Below are 24,144 nucleotides of genomic sequence, written 5' to 3' on the forward strand. Positions count from 1 at the left end.
AACCCTTGCACTTAAAATGATAAGCCTGTTTACTAGCTGTAAACAGGCTTATTTTTTTACCTTCTTGTTATGTTATACAGCTCGGTTAATTTTTTCCCTCAGTCTGAAATCTCGATACAGGATCGTGGTTTAGCGTTTGGTGATGGTGTATTTACCACGGCGCAGATTATCGATGGCAAAGTGCAATGGTTAGAGCAGCATATCGAACGTTTGCAGTTATCCTGCGGCCGCCTTTATATAGAAAGTCCGGACTTTGATAAATTAAAGACACACCTGGAACAGGTATGCGTTCCGTTCAAACATGCGGTATTGAAAGTCATTATTACTACAGGCAACTCCGGTCGCGGCTATGCTCGCAGCCCGTCAGTTAAACCGAACGTCATTGTTATCGTTAGCGATTACCCAGGGCATTATCCGAAGTGGCGAGAAGAGGGGATAACCTTGGGCGTTGCTGAAACTCAGCTTGGCTTGAATCCACAACTTTCTGGCATCAAACACTTAAATCGTCTTGAGCAGGTATTGGTGAGAAGGGAGCTTGAACAATCCGGTTATGAAGATTTAGTTGTCTGTGATATCAATGGTTATGTGGTTGAAACCAGCAGCTGTAATCTGTTTTGGCAATTAGATGGCATCTGGCACACCGCCGATTTGAGTGAATCTGGGGTTCAGGGCTTAGCAAGTCAACGATTGTTAAACCAACTTGGAAACGTTAAAATCGTCAGACATACAATCGAGCAATTGCAGCAAGCCGATTCCATGTTCATATGTAACGCCCTGTTGCGCATTGCCCCGGTAAGCCAGTTTTTGGATAGGCAGCTATCAACAACACTAAGCCGGGAAGTAAAGGAATTTTTCTAATGTGGCGCTGGATAACAGGTCTTGTTCTCATCGGTGCAGTGTGTGTTGCCGGACTTTACATCAAAGTTCAACAATCGGTGCAACAACCGCTTGCTCTCTCCAATCCTCAGCTCTATACCCTGGCCAAAGGTAGTAGCTTTCACAGTCTTCTTCAGCATGCACAGCAGCAGAGCTGGGTTGATTCCGTATGGTTGATAAAGCTTTATGGCAAACTAAATTCTGACCTTACAAAAGTGAAGGCTGGTACCTACCAATTAACGCCGGATATGACTTTTTATCAGCTCCTGAATTTGCTGGTAAATGGTAAAGAGCATCAGTTCAAAATCACTTTTGTTGAAGGCACTACCTTCAAAGAATGGCTGATGCAGATGGCCAATAATCCAAACCTTAGGCATACCCTCAAGGGTAAAAGCTGGGAGCAAATTCAGGAACTGTTTCCCGGAGCTATGCATCCTGAAGGTATGTTCTTTCCGGATACCTACAAATTTTCTAAGAATACTCGTGACATCAGCATCTTGAAACAGGCATTCAACAGAATGCAGAAAGAACTTGCCGATAGCTGGGAAAGGCGTGCAACCGGATTGCCTTATGACAATGCGTATCAGGCGCTGATCATGGCATCAATTATCGAGAAAGAAACCGCGGTAGTTGCCGAACAACCCTTGATTTCGGCGGTATTTGTCAACCGCCTGCGTAAGGGGATGCGCCTGCAAACTGACCCAACGATTATTTACGGTCTGGGTGATCGTTACACAGGCGATATTACCTATGCCAACATTCGCGAAAAAACTGCTTACAACACTTATCAAATTAATGGCTTACCGCCAACACCGATAGCCATGCCAGGTAAAACTGCTTTGGATGCGAGTGTCAATCCCGCAGATAGTGAATACCTGTATTTCGTCAGTAAAAATAATGGCGAGCATATATTTTCGAAAAACCTGGCGGATCATAATCGGGCAGTAGATAAGTATCAAAGAGGGAAACCATGAGCCAATCTGGCAAATTTATCGTCATTGAAGGTATTGAAGGTGCTGGCAAATCCAGCGCTATTGCGATAGTAGAAAAATTATTGGCTGCGCAAGGCATCAATTTTGTTAAAACCCGAGAGCCAGGCGGTACGCCGTTAGCCGAGTCACTCCGTACGTTAGTAAAATCGCCGGATTTGCAAGAGTCTCTGACGCCAGAATGTGAATTGCTATTGATGTATGCCAGTCGTTCTCAACTGGTGCACAATGTGATCAAACCGGCACTTAACGACGGTAAATGGGTCATTGGCGATCGTCATGATTTATCATCACGCGCATATCAGGGCGGCGGTCGCAACATGGACGATGCCATTTTGGATAGCCTTGCTGATATCACCTTGAAAGGCTTCAAACCGGACTTAACTCTTTACCTGGATATTGATCCTAAAATCGGTTTGCAACGGGCAGCTAATCGCGGCGAATTAGACCGCATCGAACAGGAGAAAATTGATTTCTTCTATCGAGTGCGAGACAAGTACAAAAGTTTTGCTGAGCGGGACGATAGTATTTTAGTGATAGATGCATCTCAGGATATGGCAAAAGTCCATGCGGATATCGAAGCGCAACTTCGCAATTACCTGCAGAATATTGGTTAGTTGTTGAATGATTGAGCAATCCTTTTCGCAAAAACCGTGGCTAAATGACATTGCCGGACAACTTGGTCAGTTGTTAGAGCAACAACGATTACCGCACGGCATTTTATTCCATGGACATCCTGGCAGTGGTACCAGAGATATCGGCTATTGGTTATCTCGTCAACTTCTGTGTACCGAGAATGGGTTGTGGGGACCGGCGTGTGGCCGGTGCAAATCCTGCTCTTTATTAAGGGCTGGAAATCATCCTGATTTAGTGATGATTGAATCTGATAAAGCCCATATTGGTGTTGATAGCGTTCGTAAGGCTACACGATTTCTGGTCAACAAGGCGCAGCTTGGTCAGGCAAAAGTAGTCATCATCGAGCAGGCGGAACAAATGACTGAGGCGGCTGCTAATGCGTTGTTGAAAACTCTGGAAGAACCCACGCCATTTAGTTTTCTATTCCTGATAAGCCACGATAGCGATCGACTGTTACCAACCATACAGTCAAGGTGCACCCGCTTTGATATCCGTCCACCAATCGGACAAGGGTTAAAGCAAAGTCTTGGTAATTCCGGGTTAATCGACGATTACAGCAATATGAGTCATCTGGCGCAATTACAAGACGCTGACATTGAAGCTGAGTTTGTAGATTTTGAGTCATTACTGACACAGTGGTTACAAAACTCCTCGGACAGCGAAGCACTTGCTCTGCAGTTGATTGAACAGCCCTTAGCATTGTCCTGGTTGACGCAACATCTAACCTCAGCAATGCGCAGCTCTTATCGGTGGCATGGGATACGAAAATCTCCGGTTATTGACGCATTAAGTCAATTTGAACCACAACAATTACATACTTCGATACAGCTAATTAATACGATTAATCAACAGCTTAAACAACTGCCACAAGCAAATAAAAAGTTTATGATTGAATCTTTGGTTATTGATTTAGTTGCATTGATCGGTAACAATGCAGAAAAACGTCCGCATTAACAGGAAGTAGAAATGACCCAAATCACTTTGGAATTTGCCAACGAAAAAGAATTGTATTTGTCTTACATGCCATTTTTAAAGCAAGGCGGATTGTTTATTAAAACCGAGCAGGCTTTTGAACTCGGTGATCAAATTTCACTACAGGTATTGTTACCGGGTCAGGAAGAGCATGTGTCGTTACAGACACAGGTTTCCTGGATAACCCCCCATGGCGCCCACAATGGGACTGAGCCAGGGGTTGGTGTTGCTTTTCTAAATGATGAGTTCAATGTGCGAAACCAGATTGAATCGACTCTGGGCCGTATGCTTAACTCCAAAGAACCTACTTATACGATGTAGCCTGTTACTCAGGTTACATGCTAGAATTCGGTTTTTTCATGGCCGGAGCCCTTTGTGTTTATTGATTCCCACTGTCATCTAGATCGTTTAAAACTTGCTGAGTTTGCCAATGGTATTAACGAAGTGGTGGAGTTGGCCGAACAAGCCAAGGTTACTCGAATGCTTTGCGTATCGGTGACCTTGGATGAATTTCCAAAGATGGCAGAAGCCACTGCATCATTTCCCAACGTCGATATATCCTGTGGCACTCATCCACTGAACCAGGGTGACGAAGTCGATATTAATCGTTTACAGCAATTAGCCAATGATCAACGAGTCGTGGCTATTGGTGAGACGGGGCTGGATTATTTTTATGCACCAGAGACCAAAGCGGTGCAGCAGGATTCGTTCAGAAAGCACATCAGAGTTGCGAAAACTTTAAACAAACCATTGATCATCCACACCCGTGACGCTCGCCAGGATACTCTTGATATCATGCGAGAAGAGGGCGCAGAACAGGTTGGTGGCGTATTACATTGCTTCACCGAAAGCTGGGAAATGGCGGAAGCGGCAATGGAAATGGGATTTTATATTTCTTTTTCGGGCATCGTAACCTTCAAAAATGCCAGCGAGTTACGTGCGGTTGCCGAAAAGGTGCCGGACGATCGTTTTCTTATCGAAACCGATTCACCATATCTAGCCCCGGTGCCGTACCGAGGCAAACAAAATCAACCGGCTTATGTTGTGCATGTTGCGCAGCTGCTTGCTGAAGTTCGTGGCCAGTCGGTGGAAGATATCGCTAAACAATCCAGTGCCAACTACTGGCGGTTGTTTCATAATAAGTGATCATAAAACGTATTCTGGTTACCCGATAATCACCAAAACGTTCTAACGATTTTACTTTTCAGAAAAGTGCCTGGGATTCATCGCCAGCAAGGAGCGATTTTCCCAGACGCTATCCTTGGCAAGCTGCTCAGGTTTTAACAAACTTATCGCTTTGTTTTTATCGAAACTGCCACGGGTTACCAGTTTTTTCTGACGATTCGGTTCATTAATATCGTATGCCAGTGCTGTTAGCTCCTGTAGGTAGGTGCGCTGAGGCTCTAACTGGAAATATTCTTGTAGTGTAGGGTGCTGTCGACTCCCGGTTCGTAAGAATCGAAACAATGATTCGCAGGCCTGGCGATATTCCCCGTGATTACAGGCCTTCAGGTAATCTCTTCGATAATGGCGTCGTTGCTGCCTTGAGACCTTTCGATAGATTTGCGCGATCGTATCTCGCTTTCGGTAAACAACAATAACCAAAGCTGTCGCTAAAGCTATCCAGAATACCAGATTCCATGGGATTTCCTCGATAGGGTCAACCTGCTCATTTTGTTTGGGTTTTTGCACCTGGTTTGGATCACTGGCAACGTTAATTTTCAGTGCTTTCAGATGACGTTTTTTCAGCGATTGCCGGTTAGGATCCCAATAATAAAAGGTTTGCCTGGGGATCACATAATCACCCGCCTGTTCAAAGATATAGGTACGGGTTTGTTGACGACTACTGTTAAAGTCGCCGCGGGAACGGTTATCTTTTAATATTGGCTGCTCGTCAAATACGCTAATTCCTTCTACATCGATGTTGGTAAGTTCTGGTAACATCATCGCCGGAACTCGTTCTGCGCTGATTTTAATGGTTTGGGTTATGCTATCCCCAACCTGATAGTTGGCGCTTTTATCAAAGTCGTTGCGTTGTTTAACGGCTAGGGTATCGGTGACCACGTAGTGGTCGATTAGCGCCAGTTGTTTAGGTTGGGTGACGGAAAATGAAACCGGATCTAATTGCCAATATCCCTCAACAATGCCATCGTTGGCACTATTAACTGAGACAAAGACTTTAATTTTCGGCAGGGTATAATCGCCTTCATCGAGCGGGTAAATGGTAATATCCCGAGCCTGGGTTGCCCAGGTTTCACCGTTTATGGTTTTTGAGGAGTTAAACGCCATGCCATCAACGGGAAGCACGACAGCGTTTTCTAAGTCAAAGTTTTCAATGCGGGTGCCTCTGGAAAACCATCGGTTTGTTGCGACTTCCACCTGATAACTGATCGCCTGACGGGCGATAGGGTTTTCCTCACTCTGTTTCTGGATGGTGATTTGCAGCTGTTGCGAATTTACCAATTCCTCAATGGTTTTGGCTTTTACCGAATGAGAGACCAAGGTAGTTGTGAAGATTGCAATGAACATAAAAACCTTAGTCATTGTTCTTTTCCTTATTAGTCTCTTCCTTGTTGCTCTCTTCTTTTTTAGGGGGAGCCGCAACTTTACCACTGGTGCCGGAGCCTTGTTGCAATTGCACGGCGAATTTAATCGCCAAAAATCTGGCTGGGTCTTTTTGTACTTGCCGCATCCACATATCTGCTAGCTCAGGGTCCTGAAGGATGTCTTCAGCACTGTACTGTTCTAACTGTTTAGCTGAAACCTTGCGCTCAGCCCCCTCAGCTGTTTGCGGGTCATCGCCTAATTCTTTAGGCGCATCGCTATCTTCCTGTTGCTGGCTTTCGGATATGCGATTAACTTCGTCAATGATCCCCTGAACAATATCTAAATTGGTTTGTGCCGCCTGGTAATCGGGGTATTGTTCCAAAATAGCCTGATAAACGCCTCTGGCTCTGACGTAGCGGCGTCCATGAGCGTAGGCATTACCGCGTGCGAGTAAATCCTGGGGTTCATTAAACTGGCTGTATAGGTTAGCAGCGGTATCAAATTGCTCGGCACCATAATAGCTGTAGGCTTGCCAACGACTGTCAGCAAAATGCTCTCCTGCCATCTGGTACTTTTGCATGTTAAACAGAATTGATCCTTGTTGATCCGGCGTAAGCCAGAGATCGACAAACTGCTGTGGCTTCAAACTGATGTAGGTGATCACCAGTAGCAAGATCACAATACTCAGGATTTTTTTGTTGCTTATAAACCACTTACGTAATCGTTGCCAATGGAGCTGCAACTTAGCGAATAACCAATGAACGCCCTGTTCTGAATTTGCCTGAGGATGAATTACCATTGCAATGTCCACCCCCGTCTGAACCAGAATACGTAAAGTAGGGCGACGACAAATACCAGGGGATAACTGGCATCCAGCCACGGACGAGTGCCATCTTCGACGATAACCAGATTGTTCTCGACGTAGTTGTTTATGGTGCTGACATCATCTTTATTATGCGTAAACTGCACCAGACGGCCATTGCTGGCGCTGGTAAGCTGCTTTAATGAGTTCAGTTGCAGCGGCAGGAAGTTAGAACCTGCTTTCGCTTTTACTTTATCGTCGCCAATGGCCCAGATAACCAACTGATGCTGTTGCTCGTTGAAAAACTGCTTAAAGTTTTCCTCAGCCTCGCTGGAGCTACCGTCTGTCATTAGCAGTAAGGTACCAGGTACCTCTGTTGGGTTTAACAGATCAGCGGTTAGCGGCAAAATGTTATCGGGAATTTTTCCAGCTTTTGGCATCATTGCCGGACTCAGCGGTTTAATAAACTGGCGGATCATGTTGCCATCATTAGTTAACGGCATCACCACATGAGCACTGCCAGCATAGGCGATTAGGGCGGTATTACTATCACCACGAATTTCTAACAGGTCGTTGACTTTTTGTTTGGCTCTAAGCAATCGGTTGGGTGCCAGGTCGCTTTGTAACATGGTTTCCGATACATCCAAGGCGATAACCAGGCCAGCTTTGTCTTCATTGAATGGTGAGGGTACCTGAGTGAATGACGGACCTGCGGCGATCAGTATGGCGAATGCGCCGGCAATCGGCATTAACTTGTAAGGTGAAAACCATTCAAAATTACTGCCCTTTATCGTCAGGTGGTCCAATACTTCCAAAGACATTACCTGTTGCCAGAAATGCAACGAGTTATCACGTTGGCGAAGCGTCAGGTAAAGAAATATAAGCAACAAGTACAAGCTCAGATACGCTGGGCGCATAAAATGAAAGTTTTGCAGTCCGGCCCAGTCAATCATGACTCACCTCAGCCTTTAACCGCCTTGATTGGTAAATATTTCGTAGCGCTACCAGGGTTAGAACTCCCATGTACAACACCAGTAAAGCAATGATGGGCAGATGATGGACACTGGTTTTCGGGCGATAGGAGCGTGACGAATACTTTTGTGGTTCCAGGGTATTGATGGTGTCGTAAATATCGTTGAGCTGTTTGGCATTCACCGCTTCAAATAGTTTTCCACCTGTGGTGTCGGCAATGTAATTGAGCACTTTTGTATCAATTGCTTCCTCTCCGACGGTTTCCGGGTCGCCAATGGCAATCGGATAAATCTTAATTTGATAGCTGGCAGCAACTTGTGCCGCGTCTCTTGGGGGTACCCTTGAGCCGGTATCGTTGCCATCGGTGAGAAGGAGTAATACCCTTTCTTTCGTCTGGCTATGCTCGAAAACACTGATCGCCAGACCGATGGCATCGCCAAGGGCCGTTGATTGGCCCGCCATTCCTACTTCAGATTCATTTAGCAGGGTTAACCAGGTTTCCAGGTCATTGGTGAAAGGTGCCTGCAAATAAGGTGAATCAGCAAATAGTATCAAACCAAGACGGTCGGCCTCGCGCTGTTTAGCGAAATCTGCCAGCAGGGTTTGTACGCCTGTGAACCTATCAACGTTTTCGCCTGACAAGGTTTGAAAGTCTTCTTCAGTCATCGAGCCAGAGAGATCTACAGCAATCATTAAATCCCGTGCGGATTTATCCAGGGTTATCGGCTTGCCAATATATTGAGGTTTGGCCATGGCAATGCAGATGAAGATCCAACCAATAACTAAAAGAAGTTTTTGTAATACGTAGCGATTTAGAATGACTGAACCGCTGGCAGGTTTTTCTCCGGTGAGTTCCACTAATCTGGAGAAGAAGGGGACTTTAACCGAGCTCTTTCTCTCTTTGTACGCCGGCCAAAAGTAGTAAACCGCAATCGGCAAGAGTAAGAGCGCGAAACACCAGGGGTGGACAAACTCAATCATCAATGCCTCCAGGGTGGAATTGGATCCAAAGTTGGATTTCCTGCAGCAATTTGGTCAATTGGTGTGGGTTTAAACTGTTTGTCGGGCCATAGGCCAAGGCATGCAGGTAATTGGGACAGTTACCGAGAAAATCCGATTGCTTGCACTGTTTGTCGAGCCAGGCTTCCCAGCGCTTGTGGGTTAAGCCAGCGACTTCAGAGCGGCTGTAGCCATGAATTGCCGTCGCCCGAAGCAATGACGGGAGCTGTTGGTAAATCTGATAACGGCTGTTTACGGTATCGCGAGGCAGGGTTTTGATGAACCGCAGCGCTTCTCGTCGATAGGCGTTACGTCGATAGTGCAGGTATTGGTGATATAGCCAGCGAATAATCCAAGCTAATAATAGCGCTCCTATTACAAACCATCCTGGCGTTTGTGGCCAATAGTCAATAGCCTCAGGAGGCGTCGGCTCTACCAGCTCTTTGAGCAGGTAGTTGCCCCAGGGCATTTCAAAAGGCGGGGTCACGATACCCTCCCAAGTGCGCGACGTAACTGCTTTACCGGATCTTCGAGCGTATTTATGTTAATTAATGGGATGCGATGTTTATTAGTAAACTCCTGGTATTGGTCGAGTTGTTGTTGCAGGTCTTCACGAAACAAACGTTGGGTTTTAGGGTTTTGTGATGAAAACTGAATCTGCCATTTCCCATCAGATACTATCATCTGCGGCATCCGCGGCAGGTCCTGCTCTAAAGGGTCGTAAACATGACAGGCAATGACTTCATTGTGTTGTCTTAAGGTGCGGATATAACTGGTCGTCCTCGGATCCCAACCGTAACCATCGCTGATGAGTATTATCAGAGAGTTATGTTGATTCAAGGCGGTGATTTTACTCAGCATGGTATTTAACGAGTCAAACTGCTGCTGTTCAGCTATCTCGCAAGACAGTTCATTGTTTTGGATGGTCAGTTGCTTTAACAGCTGGGAAACATGAACATTGCCACGTTTTGCGGGAATTGATTTTACTTTTGAATCACCGAAGATAAATGCACCGATTCGGTCGCCACTGGCATTAATTTGCCAGGCGATTAGTGCTGAAACTTCAGCGGCAATAACCGATTTCATTTTTCCAGTACTACCGAAAAACATTGAGCTTCTTTGATCAATGGCCAGGTAAGTATTGCGCTCTTTTTCTTCGGTGTATACGCGCACATGGGCTTTGCCGGTACGTTGCGTTACTTTCCAATCCACAGTACGAATATCGTCCCCGGGGCGGTAGTGGCGAAGCTCTTCAAAATTGAGGCCTCGGCCTCGAAGTCTGGAAGCATTCTTGCCGGACAACACACTATTGACCGGTTGCTGTTCTGAGAACGAAAAATAGCGAGCCTGATATTTCAGCTTTTCCAATTGCTGCAATGTGACATGAATATTACTACTGGCCATGAAAACCTCAGGCGCTAGCGACTTGTTTGATTAATTCATCAATCACCTGATCGGCATTAATCCCTTCAGCCAGCGCTTCATAACTTAAAATCAGGCGGTGTCTGAGTACACCATATGCCATGGTTCGAACGTGATCAGGGTCAACGAAATCGTGTTGATTTAACCAGGCGTAGGCACGGGCACATTTATCCAGGGCGATACTCGCCCGTGGACTGGAGCCCACTTGAATCCAGTCTTTGAGTGGAGAATCCGGATATCGTTCGGGATGACGTGTTGCAATAACCAAAGCAACGATGTATTTGATGATTTCTTCGCTGACGTGCAATTGATTAATCTCGCCACGAGCAGTGAAAATATGATCCGGATCAACCCGGGAAAATGCTTTATCGTCAGTAATTTCTTCTGAGCGAACCAGGGATATAATGCCTGCTTCGGCTTCATCATCTGGATACTCAAGGTTAATTTTCATAATAAACCTATCCATTTGCGCCTCAGGAAGCGGATAAGTACCTTCTTGCTCGATAGGGTTCTGGGTGGCCAGTACCATGAATAATTTCGGTAATACGTGAGTTTTGCCGGCAACGGTAACCTGTCTTTCTTCCATGGCTTCTAACAGCGCAGCCTGAACTTTTGCGGGAGAACGATTGATTTCATCGGCCAGTAATAGATTATTGAAGATAGGGCCTTGTTGGAAAGTTAATGTCGGTTTCGAGTCAACTTCCTGGTAAATTTCGGTACCGGTGATATCTGAGGGCAGCAGGTCAGGGGTAAACTGGACCCGGCCAAGACTTACTTGCAGGGTTTTCGCTAATGCCTTAATAGAGCGGGTTTTGGCGGTACCCGGTAAACCTTCCAATAACACATTGCCATTGGTTAGGAGCGCGGTAATTAATGTGTCGATGACAATTTCTTGTCCGATAACGACCGTTTGCATTTGTTGCTTAAGCAACATGATCGCCTCATGGGCCTGGCTCATATTGGTACCTTTACAATGTTGATACCAGTCCAGTTATTGCCGGAACACGACGGCCGGGTTAACGGACATGGTATTAAATACAAGACCTTGTATTCGGGAACACCGCAAACCTATGCAACCCGGTTGTTTCAGTATAATACCAATCCGTGGTTATATGTGATCCTTTGCAATTGGCCGCCTTTTAGGGGTATTTGGGCCAAAGCTCACGATCTCAGCTGTCACTTCCTCCTTGATAATCTTAGTGCCCCTCATAGCCCCCCAAGAGCAACTTCGTTAGGGTTTTAATTGATTCTCCAGCTGTTTGATAACTTCGACATTAACCAGCGGTCGAAGTTCCTCAATACATTGTCGCGCGGCAAATTCCTGTTGTTGGATTTGTAATTCGCAAAGTGCGTACAAGTACTGAGGGTTCTGGCTTAAGGCGAAGGCTTCGGCCATCGCTTGTTGTGCTTGTTTAGGGTTGCTTTGTTTGACACTCAATCCATAGACAAATTGGTATTGAGGATTGCCCGGCTCATGGGAAATCGCTTTAGCAAAATGTTGCTCGGCGTCGTCAGGACGTTTCTGGCGGATATAGGAAAGTCCTGCCTGATAATAAAGGGCTGCGGGATTCACCACCGCAGAAGCACCTTGATTAAGCGTTTCTATGACTTGTTTTTCATCGAACATTTGTCGATAGAGTTCGGCAAGGTTTAAGTAGGAATTAGGGTAATAGGGTTCCGTATCAATAGCCTTAAGATAGTAAGTTTTGGCTTTTGGGTAATCTCCCTGATAGGCATAAAGGTTGGCGAGATTTGCCAGCGCAAACCCGCGGTCGGCATTAAACTCCTGTACTTTAATGTAGTCCTGCATCGCCGGTTTTAATTGCTGCTTCTGGGCCGGCGATAATGATTGCCAGTTTGCCAGTAACATTCGCATTACTTCGATTCGAACGCCCAATACTGCATCGTCAATTAACGGTGACAGTAATCGCCATTTGGCGCTAACGGGTAAATTTTCACTGCCACGAATGGCTCCGATGCGAACCCAGGAATTACTGGATTTTAAGCTTCGAGATATGGCTACCAGGGAATTTTTATCGGCTACGGTAGCGCTACGTTGCAGGGCCGAAGCACGAATAATGTCAGGGTTATTGATATCCTGGGCGAGCTTAGAAAGCCAGGTAGCGGATTGTGGGTAGCCCACTTCACCTCCAAGGAACGCACGACCAAATTCCAAAGATTGGTTTTCTTTGTCTCCCTGCCATGTCCTTACCGTATCAATACTCCATTGCTGCGATTCCGCCTCATGGCAGGATAAACAAACATCTGGAGCGCCCAAATCCGCGGATTGTTTTGGATTTGGTACCAGCCAACGATGATCGCGTCTGGGATCTACCTGCATGTAGGTAGTTTGTGGCATATGACAATCAACACATTGACTTCCGGGAGTTGAGTCTGGGTGATGATGGTGTTCTGGAGTATCGTATTGTTCAGCGATATGACATTGACTGCACAAGCCGTTTCCTTCGATCAGTAATTTAGCGCTATGGGGTTGATGGCAGTTGCTGCAAACAACACCTTGTTGATGCATTTTCGATTGTAAATAGGAACCATAGACATAAACTTCATCGTATATCTGTCCATCTACATGATAAGCGCCGGGTTCGAGTAAATTGAGTAGGTATGTGTCGGCAAATTCGTTGCTTTTAATAAAATCCTGATTGCCGAGTTGCAAGCGTCGGCTATGACACTGGGCGCAGACCAGGGTTTGTCGGCTTGCATCGGCATTATCTGCTAGCACGGGTTGTAAAATCGATTTATCCGGGCGAGCCTGCCACTGTTGCACCAGCTTATGCAAACTGCGGTCAAAACCGGCATTGTCTGGTGTCTTTTCTGCTGCGCCTGGTTGCGTTTTCTGATTGACGAAATCCAGATGATTTTCCCCTGGGCCATGGCAAGCCTCACAGCCTACGCTGATTTCGGCAAACGTGGTGCCATAGGATTTATCTTCCAAGTTATAGTTTTTACGGATATTGGTGGAATGACAATCAGCGCACATATAGTTCCAATTTTGTCCCTGATTGGTCCAAAAGAACTCGTGTTTGGTATCCAGTGCTTCAGGGTAAAGGTGAAACCAACGTTGACCGCCAAGCTGTTTTTCGCGACTGTCCCAGGCAAAAGGGATTAATTGAATTTTCCCCTGACCGACATCCACCATATATTGCTGCAGAGGATAAACACCGAAGGTGTACTCGATTTGATAGGATTGAAATTCGCCGTTTTTATCTTTGATACGAGCGAAAAAATCTTGCTCTTGCCGATAGAATCGATAGGTTTCGCCATTAAATACAACCTCGACGTTGTCAAAGTTCGCTAACACGGAGTCTTCGCTGGCGTGAGCCATGGCTTTTGCATGATGGGAGCCTTGCCAGTCTGAATAGGCTTGCTGATGACAGGATTCACAGGTTTGCGAGCCAACAAAGCCTTTGTGCTCATTAGCGTATGCGAGTTTCACCGTTACTGATGTAAATAGCAGCAACAGCATTAACAAGCCACATTGTAAGCCTGGGCAAGATGTAAGTCGATTTAGATACAGCGCAAATACATTTCTACAAATACTCATAGACACAATGTCTGCACTAGACACTGTATTTCCTTTTAACTTGTTGTTTTCAATAAAGCTTAGATCAAAATACCGAGTAGGGGAGAAAGGTTCAACAATTATCTATTGTATTCGTTCACAGATGGGGGATTGGTATTCATGTAGGTACCCTTGCTAGCACCATCCATGTACGAACCCTCCCTTGCTACCATCCATGGTCCGGGAGGATTAGTAAAGGGATTTACGATATGTCGGGATATCAGGGATGACAATATCCCGACTAAGTATATCCCTGTACAAAAAAAAGGCCCGAGACGATAAACGTTCCGGGCTCAGGGGAATGGCTCATCAGGAATGAGCCTGCGCTAATAAATTCTGCTTGTTGGTGAAACCGCTACTCAGCCATTTCATAAATAATTTGCAACATGAATTAGTAAGAATAGTGCATTATTTGAATAATGCTAATTTTTTGTAAACTTTTTATCCACACTGCAAAACACATACTAAATCACGAGTTTACAATCTTTCCAACCTGTTACAAAATATCCCTACGGTAGTTATTACGATCTAGATCACAAAATACGCACATTTTATTCACAAATTGGTTGACCAGTTTCTTGTCTACAATGTCGACAGGTAGATAAACTGACCGCTGAAGTCAATGAATCGTTTCTTTATATTTTATTTTCTTATATTCATATGGTTATATAGGTTTTCTTGGGATTTCTACGCTTCTAAATATTTCAAGACATCTAATTGTCGACAATAATTGTCGACAATATTTTTATAACCCCTTGACATCGACGTTTATCTGGTTGAAAATCGTCATCACTTTAAGGATTGTCGACAATTGGAGTGGTTTTGACACAGGACATCGTTTTACAAGCCGTTAGTAATCCCACCTCAACTCAGGCTGTAACCACGGCCGACAAAGTGTTTGAACAAATTCAGCATGCCATTGTTGAAGGACACATCTCTCCGGGCAGCAAAATCAGTGAACCGGAACTTGCCAAGCAATATCAAGTATCCCGATCTACCCTTAGAGAGGCTCTTAATCGCCTCGAAAAATGTCATTTAATTCATCGTAAGCCGAATGTCGGTAGCCGTGTCGTTGAATGCACCGTACAGGGGTTGTTGGAGATATATCTGGTTCGCGAAGCGTTAGAAGGGATGGCATGTCGACTTGCCGCCAACAGTATGACCGATGAAGAAATCTCTGCACTCCAGGATGTGTTGACCACCCATGGTAGTAGTCAATCGGTTCAACAGGGTGTGGCTTACTACCAGGAAGAAGGGGATCTGGATTTCCACTATCGGGTTATTCAGGGCTCTCACAATCAACAACTTATCAATATTCTTTGCGGTGAACTTTATCATCTGGTGCGCATGTATCGCTGTCAGTTTGGCATGAATTCACCTCGCGCCAGCCGCGCATTTACCGAGCATCAGGCCATTTTAACGGCCATTGCTGATCGTGACGGCGAATTGGCGGAAATGCTGATGCGCAGGCATATCGCCGCATCACGAAAGAACATCGAAAACAAATTACAGCAAGAAGGAAAACTATAATGACTAAGCAACTTTCGCCAGGTGCGAAATTCAGACAGGCATTGGTTGATAACCAACCATTACAGATCGTCGGTACCATTAATGCTTACAGTGCGATGATGGCAAAACAATTAGGTCATCAGGCTATTTACTTATCTGGTGGCGGTGTCGCTAACGCTTCTTATGGTTTACCAGATTTAGGTATGACGTCATTAAATGATGTGATTGCTGACGTACAACGGATCACCAGCGCTTGTGATTTACCACTTATGGTAGATATCGATACTGGTTGGGGCGGCGCATTTAACATTGCCAAAACAATCCGCGATATGGAAAAAGCAGGTGCTGCTGCCGTACACATTGAAGATCAGGTTGCGCAAAAGCGTTGTGGTCATCGTCCTAATAAAGAAATCGTATCAACGGAAGAAATGGTTGATCGTATAAAAGCGGCTGTCGATGCCCGTACTGATTCTGATTTTTTCATCATGGCTCGTACTGACTCTTTCGCTCAGGAAGGGCTAGAAGCGGCGATTGAACGTGCCAAAGCATACATTGCTGCTGGCGCCGATGGCATTTTCGCCGAAGCGGTACAAACGGAAGAGCACTATCGCGCGTTTTCAGAAGCGCTGGATGTGCCAATTCTGGCCAACATTACTGAATTTGGTAAAACCGAGTTATGGAATAGAAAGCAGCTGGGTGAGTGGGGCTGTGCCATGGTGCTTTATCCGCTATCCGCATTTCGTGCGATGAACAAAGCCGCCGAGCTAGTTTACAAAACCATTCTAGCCGACGGCGATCAAACCGCGGTAATTGATACCATGCAGACTCGCATGGAACTTTACGATTATCTTGGTTATCACGATTACGAACAAAAGCTGGACTCTTTATTTGCCGAGGGAAAAAACAAGTAATCTCTGCGAATACAACTAAAACTAAAACAAATAAAAATTACTAAAAGCGCCTTTTGCCAGAGTAAAAGGCTAAATAACCAGAGCGTGTTTATCTTTCGAGGTCAATTTTGCAGTGAATTGTTTGGGATATGGGCAAGGCTTTTTCTATTTAGCGTACTTATTGTACGGTAACTAGAAAAAACGCAGGTCAGGTTCAAAACAAACGCTGTTCGAAGAATTCAATGGTACGTTTCTTAACTTACGCGTGGTATTGGGTTCTAGAATTTTACAATCGACGACTTTTATTGAACAAAGTTCGGCCTGCAAAGGTCAACACGCTCTACACAACAAGAATATCCAAGAACAGGAAGATAATGATGGTAGACAAGAAATTAGGTGGCGCAGGTTTGCGCGGTCAAAGTGCTGGTGAAACTAAACTATGTACAGTTGGTAAATCTGGTACCGGGTTAACTTACTGTGGTTACGACGTTTCTGATTTAGCAGACAACGCGACATTTGAAGAAGTGGCGTATTTGCTATTTAACGGCGAATTGCCAAATCAGCGCCAATTAGATGCTTACAAAACTGAATTAACTGGCATGCGTGATTTACCGCAGGCGTTAAAAGAGGTTTTACAACGCATTCCTCAAGACGCACACCCAATGGATGTCATGCGCACTGGTTGTTCTTTCTTAGGTAACTTAGAGCCGGAAAATGATTTCTCAGAGCAAAACCGTGCGGCCAATCGTTTGTTAGCGGCGTTCCCGGCAATCATGACTTACTGGTATCGCTATTCTCACCAAGGTGTTGAAATTGACTGCGTTACCGACGAAGACACCATTGGTGGTCACTTCCTGAAATTGCTAACGGGTAAAACTCCTTCAGAATTGCACCGTCGTGTTATTGATGTTTCTTTAATCCTATATGCTGAGCATGAGTTCAACGCTTCAACGTTTACTGCCCGCGTGTGCGCATCAACCTTATCGGATATGTTCTCATGTATCACCGGTGCTATCGGTTCATTGCGTGGTCCATTGCACGGTGGTGCTAACGAAGCAGCGATGGATATGATCCAGACCTTTAAATCGCCCCAAGATGCAAAAATTCAGATGGCTGGCATGTTAGAGCGCAAAGAGAAAATCATGGGCTTTGGCCATGCGGTATATCGCACCAGCGACCCGCGCAACGTTATTATCAAGCGTTGGTCTGAAAAGCTTGCTGAAGAGTTTGGTGACTCGAGCCTTTATGATATTTCCGTTGCCTGTGAAGAATACATGTGGGATACCAAGAAACTATTCTGTAATGCCGATTTCTTCCACGCTTCGGCTTACCACTTTATGGGTATTCCAACCAAGTTATTCACGCCAATCTTTGTTTGCTCACGCTTAACAGGCTGGGCGGCACATGTCATGGAACAGCGTGATAACAACCGTATCATTCGCCCAAGTGCGGATTACATCGGCCCAGAGCCGCGTACGGTAACACCAATCGCTGAGCGTTAATCTGTCAGTATCAGATTGAATGAATGGCGAGACGCTATGGGTTGGGCAAGTAAGCCCACTCTTAACGCATTAGTGCCTTAATGCCCTAATGTCTAATGCCCTAATGTTTTAGCGTAACTTTTAAAGGGAAGAGAATACTTCTTCCCCTGCATCTGAAAAATTTCGTGGATATTGCTATGAATTACCAATTCCGTAAACCATTGCCAAATGCAAATATTGATTTTTTTGACACCCGAGAAGCGGTGGAAGCATTAAAGCCTGGCAGTTACGACACCTTACCTTACACATCAAAAGTATTGGCCGAGCAGCTGGTACGAAAATGTGATCCACAAACCCTTAACGACTGTCTTTTGCAGATAATCGAGCGCAAGCGTGATCTTGATTTTCCCTGGTATCCGGCTCGCGTTGTTTGTCATGACATTCTTGGACAAACTGCGCTCGTTGACCTTGCGGGTCTGCGTGATGCCATCGCCGATAAAGGCGGCGAGCCTGCAAACGTAAATCCAGTGGTGCCAACGCAGTTGATTGTTGATCATTCCCTGGCTGTCGAAGCGCCAGGTTTTGATCCAGAAGCGTTTGATAAAAACCGTGCCATTGAAGATAGACGTAACGAAGACAGATTTCACTTTATCGAGTGGACCAAAACCGCATTTGAAAACGTTGATGTGATCCCAGCCGGTAACGGTATCATGCATCAGATCAACCTTGAGAAAATGTCACCGGTTATTCAATCCCGTGATGGCGTAGCCTTCCCGGATACCTGTGTTGGTACTGATTCCCACACGCCTCATGTAGACGCGTTGGGCGTTATTGCTATCGGTGTAGGTGGCTTGGAAGCCGAAACCGTAATGCTTGGCAGACCGTCAATGATGCGTCTTCCAGATATCGTTGGGGTGAAGCTAATCGGTAAACGCCAACCGGGCATTACCGCTACCGATATCGTTCTTGCTATCACCGAATTTTTACGAAAAGAGCGCGTAGTTTCTACCTATCTTGAATTTTTCGGCGACGGTGCACGCGAACTGACTATCGGTGACAGAGCAACCATCTCCAATATGACACCGGAATTCGGTGCCTCTGCGGGTATGTTCTATATCGATGAACAAACCATTGATTACTTAAAGCTGACCGGTCGTGAGCCAGAGCAGGTTGCTCTGGTCGAAAACTATGCCAAGCAAACCGGCCTTTGGGCGGATAGCATGACAGGCGCTCAGTACGAGCGTGTTTTAGAGTTCGATCTATCCTCGGTTGTTCGCAACATGGCTGGCCCATCCAATCCACATCGCCGTTTACCAACCTCAGCCTTGGCGGAGCGTGAAATTGCCGGAGAGTGGCAAGAGCCGGATTTAGATAACTGGCAGGGCAATATGCCGGATGGTGCCTGTATCATCGCTGCAATCACTAGCTGTACCAACACCTCAAACCCTCGTAATGTTATTGCCGCGGCATTGGTTGCCAAACGCGCCAATGAATTAGGTTTGATGCGCAAGCCTTGGGTGAAAACCTCATTCGCACCGGGCTCTAAGGTTATCAAGCTTTACTTAGAAGAAGCGGGCCTGTTACCTGAGCTGGAAAAACTTGGTTTTGGTATCGTGGGTTATGCCTGTACTACCTGTAATGGTATGTCAGGGGCGCTGGATCCGAAAATCCAGCAGGAAGTGATCGAGCGCGATTTATATTCAACGGCGGTACTTTCCGGTAACCGTAACTTTGATGGCCGAATCCATCCTTATGCAAAACAAGCCTTCTTAGCGTCACCACCGCTTGTGGTTGCTTATGCTATCGCTGGCACCGTACGTTTTGATATTGAACAGGACGTTTTGGGTAAAGACAACGATGGCAACGACATTCGTCTGAAAGACTTATGGCCAAGTGATGAAAAGATTGATGCCATTGTTAATGCCTCGGTAAAACCTGAGCAATTTAACAAGGTTTATCAGCCTATGTTTGAAATCCGCAATGTCGATAATGCCGATAGCCCTTTATATGACTGGCGCGAAATGAGTACTTATATTCGTCGTCCACCATATTGGGAAGGCGCACTTGCTGGCGAGCGTACCATGAAAGGTATGCGTCCATTAGCGGTACTTGGCGATAACATCACTACTGATCACTTATCACCATCGAATGCGATTCTGGCATCTTCTGCTGCCGGTGAGTACCTGGCGAAAATGGGGCTTCCTGAAGAAGACTTTAACTCTTACGCGACACACCGCGGCGATCATTTAACCGCGCAACGTGCAACTTTTGCTAACCCGAAACTTCTTAATGAGATGGTTCGCGATGCGAATGGCGAGATTATCCAGGGTTCTTTGGCGCGTATCGAACCGGAAGGTCAGCAATCGAGAATGTGGGAAGCTATTGAGACTTACATGGACCGCGAGCAACCGCTTATTATTATTGCCGGCGCCGATTACGGCCAGGGTTCATCGCGAGACTGGGCCGCGAAAGGGGTTCGTCTAGCTGGTGTGCAGGTCATTGTTGCCGAAGGTTTTGAGCGCATTCACCGTACCAATTTAGTGGGTATGGGTGTGTTACCGCTTGAATTTACCAACAATGAAACTCGCAATACTTATGGCATTGATGGTAGCGAAACTTATGATGTTGAAGGAACCCCGGCACCGGGCGCTCCAATGACGGTAGTGATGACTCGTAAAAATGGTGAACGGGTAGAAATATCGGTTAAATGTCGCCTTGATACTGCCGAAGAAGTGTCTGTATATAGCGCCGGTGGTGTTCTGCAAAAATTCGCTCAGGATTTTCTAAGCGCCAATAGCTAGTTGTTTAGGGCTTGTTGCGCTTTGCATAGTCTGCATAAAAAGAGCAACAGCCCCATGAATAAAAGGAGAGGTGGATGAGTCATCTTCCACAAATTAAAATTCCCGCAACTTATATGCGTGGCGGCACCAGTAAAGGGGTGTTCTTTAACCTGGCGGATTTACCTGAAGCTGCACAGCAACCAGGTCCGGTTCGTGATGCGATATTGCTGCGCGTTATTGGCAGCCCGGATCCTTACCAAAAGCAAACCGACGGTATGGGTGGTGCAACCTCCAGTACCAGTAAAACCGTCATTTTGTCGCCGAGTGATAAAACCGATCATGATGTCGATTACTTGTTTGGTCAGGTAGCCATAGATAAACCTTTTGTCGATTGGAGTGGTAACTGCGGCAATTTAACCGCTGCCGTTGGTGCTTTTGCCATTGAACAGGGTATGGTTGATGCTAAGCGTATTCCGGATAACGGTGTTGTTGAGGTTCGTATCTGGCAAGCTAATATCGGCAAAACCATAGTTGCCCATGTGCCAATTACCGATGGTAAGGTACAGGAAACCGGCGACTTTGCACTGGATGGGGTAACCTTTCCGGCGGCCGAAGTAGTAATTGATTTTATCGATCCCGCGGACAAAGACGGGTCGTTATTTCCAACCGGTAATGTCAGTGATTCCTTAGAAGTTCCTGATATTGGTGAGTTTGAAGCCACGTTTATCAATGCTGGTATCCCAACCATTTTCATTCCCGCAGAGCAGCTCGGCTTTACTGGCACGGAATTGCAGGATGATATCAATAATGACGAAGCGTTATTGGCAAGACTGGAAACCATTCGTGCCCATGGGGCAATGAAAATGGGGTTAATCAAGGATCTAGAAGAAGCGAAAGTGCGACAACATACGCCGAAGCTGGCGTTTGTCGCTGAAGCAGAGTCTTATGTGGCATCAAGCGGCAAAGCGATTGCGAGTGAGTCGATTGATGTACTCGTCAGAGCCTTGTCTATGGGCAAATTACACCATGCGATGATGGGTACGGCCGCTGTTGCCATTGGCACCGCAGCCGCAATTCCTGGCACTATGGTGGCAAATGCGCTTAAACAACAATCCTCATCGTCAGTTACCTTTGGTCATCCATCGGGAACCTTAAAAGTTGGCGCTAAAACCATGCAGGATAATGGTGCCTGGCAGGTCGATTCCGTTTCCATGAGTCGCAGCGCCCGGGTATTGATGGAAGGCTGGGTTCGTATCCCAGGCCAGACACTAAACCAATAATCACCATTCGTTTATTGATTGCAAAAGGCAGGGTTTTCCTGCCTTTTTTGTAAGCAACTCGTTCTTCGCATAATTCTGCCTACTCGCAAACACTTGTCTTGATATTGGCCTGTTGACGTCAGTTATCAGAATCCGGCAGTTTAACTGAGCGGTGAACGGTCGTTGTCAGTTGTAGCGGACGCAAAACTATCCAACAAATATATAGAATTAGAAAATAAAACCTTATTATTTGTAAAAGCAATTAAGCACGGCACAATAAAGTGACGATTTTAATTCACTCACTCTGATAAAATTACCTGTCGATTAACCGAATGATTTGTAAATAATAAGATAATGAATTTGAAATGAAAAACATCATACTGAGTATTTTCTTGATACTCTTTAGTCATAATATTCTGGCTTCAAATCTCGAAAAATACACCCGTCAATTCCAGAATGAACAAGTTAAAATCTCTCCTGATGGTAAATACTTGGCTGTCAGAACTAAGCACGAAGGCCAAAACATTCTGGCAATTATCGAAACTAACAATAGAAAAGTGATCAATACGATAAACTTCAGCGGGAAAAAAAGTGTCGGTGAATATCATTGGATTAATAATAAACGATTAGTTGTTAGGGTACTTTCCGACCAAGGTGTTTCAATAAAGCAAACTTATAATACCGGTAGATTGTTTGCCATAAATTATGACGGTAGCAAGAAAGTGACTTTAGGGCACAAAGAAAGCCGCTACTTGGAAATAGTCTCAACGTTAAAAGGTGATGACAATCATATTCTAATTGCAGCCCATCAATCTCGACATGCCAACCAAGAAAAACGCCATGCGGTTGTATGTAAAGTTAACATTGATGAGAAATGGCAGTGGAGGGCGTGGAAATGCATAATGCAATCACCTGGGAGAGGAGGGAAGATAATTGTTGATAATAACAGTGAAATCCGTTTTTCTGTGGGGGAAGTCGGCTTTGATGAATACATAATTTACTATCGTGAACCCGAAGGAGAGTGGCAGAAATTTAATCCAGAGTTCGACTACTCTAAAATTAATATCGAAGGATTCAGCGAAGACAATAATTCCGTTTATATCATCGTCTATAACGATGGAGATACTGGCACTCTATACTCCTATGATCTTATAAAGCGAAAAGCCAATAAAATTTATCATAACGAATTTGTGGAAATCACCTACCTGTTGAAAAATTATCAGGGAATACCTTTCGGATTTAGAATCGATGAAGACTATCCCAAATACCTTATTTTTGATGAAACTGCTGAACATAGTAGACTGTACCAAGATTTATACAGGGCCTTCCAAGGCAACTCAGTAGATATTATAAACTCAACCGCAGATGGTAAGCTGTTGATTGTAGTTACCAGTAGCGATCGAAATCCCGGAAAATATTATCTGTATAACAAAGAAACCAAACAGGCACAGTTTCTATTAAGTAAAGCAGATTGGCTAAAGCCATCTGAGTTGGCAACTGTTGAACCCTTTAAATTTACAACCCGCGATCAGATCTTATTAAACGGTTATTTAACCCTACCAAATAACAAAGCTGACGAAAACTTGCCCTTAGTGGTTATGCCTCATGGCGGACCAAGAATAAGAGACTTTTGGAACTTTAATCCTTTTGCTCAGCAATTAGCAGCGTCAGGGTATGCGGTATTGCAAGTAAATTTTCGAGGTTCTTCAGGATTTGGTGAAAAAATCTTGCATATGGGGGATAAAAACTGGGGCAGTAAAGTGCAATATGACATTATTGATGCAACCGAGTGGGCAATAAAATCAGGCGTTGCAGATCCTGAAAGAATTTGTATCTACGGTGGTAGTTTTGGAGCTTACTCAGCGTTACAAAGCTCAACGATTGAACCCGACATGTTTAAATGTACAATCGGTGTGTCAGGGGTATATGACCTGATTAAGATGCGTGATGATGGTGATATACCCGATAGTTTGTGGGGGGGGGATTATTTAGATGAAGTATTGGGTAATGATGTAGATACTTTAAAACTTAACTCACCTGTTAACCATGTGGACAAATTAAATGCGCCGGTCCTTTTAATTCATGGCTCTGCCGATAAAAGAATCCCAATGGACCAGACTGAGAGGTTGGAAGAGGCTCTGAAAGAAAAAGGGCATTCCGTTAAAACTCTTTATATCGACAATGAATATCATGGTTTTGTAAAACAGGAAAATAGATTAAAAGCCAGTATCGCTGTTGTGGAATTCTTGAATGAACATATTGGAAAATAATAGTTTTCCTGTTGAAGAGTAACTGACTTTTTACTTACAACTTATCCAATGAACGTAAATGACTGCGTGCGGCTTCAGCTTTGATTCCCTGTAGTATCAGGGAATGACGCAAGGTTTTTTGATACATTCTTCCACCGAAAATTGCTCCTGCATTTTCGGC

Annotated in this window: 20 protein-coding genes; 12 read left to right on the forward strand and 8 right to left on the reverse strand. The window is 45.1% G+C overall.

What is annotated here, in order from left to right:
• Positions 1-69 precede the first annotated feature (69 nt).
• Genes pabC through FNC98_RS07200 form a run of 6 tightly spaced genes read left to right on the forward strand, consistent with a single transcriptional unit; the run spans position 70 to position 4,619 of the window.
• Positions 70-858, forward strand: coding sequence for an aminodeoxychorismate lyase (gene pabC / locus FNC98_RS07175; RefSeq protein ID WP_143580596.1), 789 nt, complete (start codon positions 70-72; stop codon positions 856-858).
• Positions 858-1,850: an endolytic transglycosylase MltG gene (gene mltG / locus FNC98_RS07180; RefSeq protein WP_143580597.1), complete on the forward strand. Its 993-nt coding sequence runs from the start codon at positions 858-860 to the stop codon at positions 1,848-1,850. The genes pabC and mltG overlap by 1 nt, the downstream gene beginning before the upstream one ends.
• Positions 1,847-2,482: a dTMP kinase gene (gene tmk, locus FNC98_RS07185; protein WP_143580598.1), complete on the forward strand. Its 636-nt coding sequence runs from the start codon at positions 1,847-1,849 to the stop codon at positions 2,480-2,482. Before mltG ends, tmk begins: the two co-directional genes overlap by 4 nt.
• A 7-nt stretch (positions 2,483-2,489) precedes the next feature.
• Positions 2,490-3,455, forward strand: coding sequence for a DNA polymerase III subunit delta' (gene holB / locus FNC98_RS07190; protein WP_143580599.1), 966 nt, complete (start codon positions 2,490-2,492; stop codon positions 3,453-3,455).
• A 12-nt stretch (positions 3,456-3,467) separates the two neighbouring features.
• Positions 3,468-3,794 carry a PilZ domain-containing protein gene (locus FNC98_RS07195; protein WP_143580600.1) on the forward strand — a complete coding sequence of 109 codons (327 nt, stop codon included), beginning with the start codon at positions 3,468-3,470 and terminating at the stop codon, positions 3,792-3,794.
• Between the two features lie 54 nt (positions 3,795-3,848).
• Entirely contained in the window at positions 3,849-4,619 is a 771-nt protein-coding gene (locus FNC98_RS07200) for a TatD family hydrolase (RefSeq protein ID WP_143580601.1), read from the forward strand.
• 51 nt (positions 4,620-4,670) lie between these two features.
• Here FNC98_RS07200 and FNC98_RS07205 read toward each other — a convergent pair whose 3' ends face one another.
• The 8 genes from FNC98_RS07205 to FNC98_RS07240 all read right to left on the reverse strand — a co-directional run bounded on the left by FNC98_RS07205 (position 4,671) and on the right by FNC98_RS07240 (position 13,801).
• A complete protein-coding gene (locus FNC98_RS07205; RefSeq protein WP_143580602.1) occupies positions 4,671-6,017 on the reverse strand; it encodes a BatD family protein in 1,347 nt (448 codons plus the stop codon).
• Positions 6,010-6,819, reverse strand: coding sequence for a tetratricopeptide repeat protein (locus tag FNC98_RS07210; RefSeq protein ID WP_143580603.1), 810 nt, complete (start codon positions 6,817-6,819; stop codon positions 6,010-6,012). Before FNC98_RS07210 ends, FNC98_RS07205 begins: the two co-directional genes overlap by 8 nt.
• On the reverse strand, positions 6,813-7,775 hold the full coding sequence (locus FNC98_RS07215; RefSeq protein WP_143580604.1) for a VWA domain-containing protein: 963 nt from the start codon (positions 7,773-7,775) through the stop codon (positions 6,813-6,815). Before FNC98_RS07215 ends, FNC98_RS07210 begins: the two co-directional genes overlap by 7 nt.
• Complete coding sequence (locus FNC98_RS07220) at positions 7,768-8,775, reverse strand: vWA domain-containing protein (protein WP_143580605.1); 1,008 nt, start codon at positions 8,773-8,775, stop codon at positions 7,768-7,770. The genes FNC98_RS07215 and FNC98_RS07220 overlap by 8 nt, the downstream gene beginning before the upstream one ends.
• On the reverse strand, positions 8,768-9,280 hold the full coding sequence (locus tag FNC98_RS07225; protein WP_143580606.1) for a DUF4381 domain-containing protein: 513 nt from the start codon (positions 9,278-9,280) through the stop codon (positions 8,768-8,770). Before FNC98_RS07225 ends, FNC98_RS07220 begins: the two co-directional genes overlap by 8 nt.
• Positions 9,277-10,197: a DUF58 domain-containing protein gene (locus tag FNC98_RS07230; protein WP_143580607.1), complete on the reverse strand. Its 921-nt coding sequence runs from the start codon at positions 10,195-10,197 to the stop codon at positions 9,277-9,279. The genes FNC98_RS07225 and FNC98_RS07230 overlap by 4 nt, the downstream gene beginning before the upstream one ends.
• A 7-nt stretch (positions 10,198-10,204) precedes the next feature.
• Complete coding sequence (locus tag FNC98_RS07235) at positions 10,205-11,173, reverse strand: AAA family ATPase (protein ID WP_143580608.1); 969 nt, start codon at positions 11,171-11,173, stop codon at positions 10,205-10,207.
• A gap of 273 nt (positions 11,174-11,446) precedes the next feature.
• Positions 11,447-13,801, reverse strand: coding sequence for a multiheme c-type cytochrome (locus FNC98_RS07240; protein WP_143580609.1), 2,355 nt, complete (start codon positions 13,799-13,801; stop codon positions 11,447-11,449).
• Between the two features lie 816 nt (positions 13,802-14,617).
• Here FNC98_RS07240 and FNC98_RS07245 point away from each other — a divergent pair.
• The 6 genes from FNC98_RS07245 (at position 14,618) to FNC98_RS07270 (ending at position 23,984) form a co-directional block, all read left to right on the forward strand.
• Positions 14,618-15,325 carry a GntR family transcriptional regulator gene (locus FNC98_RS07245; RefSeq protein WP_260680544.1) on the forward strand — a complete coding sequence of 236 codons (708 nt, stop codon included), beginning with the start codon at positions 14,618-14,620 and terminating at the stop codon, positions 15,323-15,325.
• A complete protein-coding gene (gene prpB / locus FNC98_RS07250) occupies positions 15,325-16,215 on the forward strand; it encodes a methylisocitrate lyase (RefSeq protein ID WP_143580610.1) in 891 nt (296 codons plus the stop codon). The genes FNC98_RS07245 and prpB overlap by 1 nt, the downstream gene beginning before the upstream one ends.
• A gap of 356 nt (positions 16,216-16,571) precedes the next feature.
• Positions 16,572-17,696: a 2-methylcitrate synthase gene (gene prpC, locus FNC98_RS07255; RefSeq protein WP_144035495.1), complete on the forward strand. Its 1,125-nt coding sequence runs from the start codon at positions 16,572-16,574 to the stop codon at positions 17,694-17,696.
• Positions 17,697-17,872: 176 nt separating this feature from the next.
• Complete coding sequence (gene acnD, locus FNC98_RS07260; RefSeq protein ID WP_143580611.1) at positions 17,873-20,476, forward strand: Fe/S-dependent 2-methylisocitrate dehydratase AcnD; 2,604 nt, start codon at positions 17,873-17,875, stop codon at positions 20,474-20,476.
• A 74-nt stretch (positions 20,477-20,550) separates the two neighbouring features.
• Entirely contained in the window at positions 20,551-21,735 is a 1,185-nt protein-coding gene (gene prpF, locus FNC98_RS07265) for a 2-methylaconitate cis-trans isomerase PrpF (RefSeq protein ID WP_143580612.1), read from the forward strand.
• A 344-nt stretch (positions 21,736-22,079) separates the two neighbouring features.
• Positions 22,080-23,984: an alpha/beta hydrolase family protein gene (locus tag FNC98_RS07270; protein ID WP_143580613.1), complete on the forward strand. Its 1,905-nt coding sequence runs from the start codon at positions 22,080-22,082 to the stop codon at positions 23,982-23,984.
• The last annotated feature ends 160 nt before the right edge of the window (positions 23,985-24,144 follow it).

It is taken from the genome of Thalassotalea sp. PS06, from assembly GCF_007197775.1.
GTDB lineage: Bacteria > Pseudomonadota > Gammaproteobacteria > Enterobacterales > Alteromonadaceae > Thalassotalea_A.

What these genes read in the sequence shown, in the direction of transcription:
- FNC98_RS07230 (WP_143580607.1), bottom strand. Translation starts at nt 10,197, where the DNA reads ATGGCCAGTAGTAATATTCATGTCACATTGCAGCAATTGGAAAAGCTG.
- pabC (WP_143580596.1), top strand. Translation starts at nt 70, where the DNA reads ATGTTATACAGCTCGGTTAATTTTTTCCCTCAGTCTGAAATCTCGATA.
- tmk (WP_143580598.1), top strand. Translation starts at nt 1,847, where the DNA reads ATGAGCCAATCTGGCAAATTTATCGTCATTGAAGGTATTGAAGGTGCT.
- FNC98_RS07235 (WP_143580608.1), bottom strand. Translation starts at nt 11,173, where the DNA reads ATGAGCCAGGCCCATGAGGCGATCATGTTGCTTAAGCAACAAATGCAA.
- holB (WP_143580599.1), top strand. Translation starts at nt 2,490, where the DNA reads ATGATTGAGCAATCCTTTTCGCAAAAACCGTGGCTAAATGACATTGCC.
- prpC (WP_144035495.1), top strand. Translation starts at nt 16,572, where the DNA reads ATGGTAGACAAGAAATTAGGTGGCGCAGGTTTGCGCGGTCAAAGTGCT.
- FNC98_RS07220 (WP_143580605.1), bottom strand. Translation starts at nt 8,775, where the DNA reads ATGATTGAGTTTGTCCACCCCTGGTGTTTCGCGCTCTTACTCTTGCCG.
- FNC98_RS07205 (WP_143580602.1), bottom strand. Translation starts at nt 6,017, where the DNA reads ATGACTAAGGTTTTTATGTTCATTGCAATCTTCACAACTACCTTGGTC.
- FNC98_RS07215 (WP_143580604.1), bottom strand. Translation starts at nt 7,775, where the DNA reads ATGATTGACTGGGCCGGACTGCAAAACTTTCATTTTATGCGCCCAGCG.
- prpF (WP_143580612.1), top strand. Translation starts at nt 20,551, where the DNA reads ATGAGTCATCTTCCACAAATTAAAATTCCCGCAACTTATATGCGTGGC.
- FNC98_RS07270 (WP_143580613.1), top strand. Translation starts at nt 22,080, where the DNA reads ATGAAAAACATCATACTGAGTATTTTCTTGATACTCTTTAGTCATAAT.
- FNC98_RS07210 (WP_143580603.1), bottom strand. Translation starts at nt 6,819, where the DNA reads ATGGTAATTCATCCTCAGGCAAATTCAGAACAGGGCGTTCATTGGTTA.
- mltG (WP_143580597.1), top strand. Translation starts at nt 858, where the DNA reads ATGTGGCGCTGGATAACAGGTCTTGTTCTCATCGGTGCAGTGTGTGTT.
- FNC98_RS07195 (WP_143580600.1), top strand. Translation starts at nt 3,468, where the DNA reads ATGACCCAAATCACTTTGGAATTTGCCAACGAAAAAGAATTGTATTTG.
- prpB (WP_143580610.1), top strand. Translation starts at nt 15,325, where the DNA reads ATGACTAAGCAACTTTCGCCAGGTGCGAAATTCAGACAGGCATTGGTT.
- acnD (WP_143580611.1), top strand. Translation starts at nt 17,873, where the DNA reads ATGAATTACCAATTCCGTAAACCATTGCCAAATGCAAATATTGATTTT.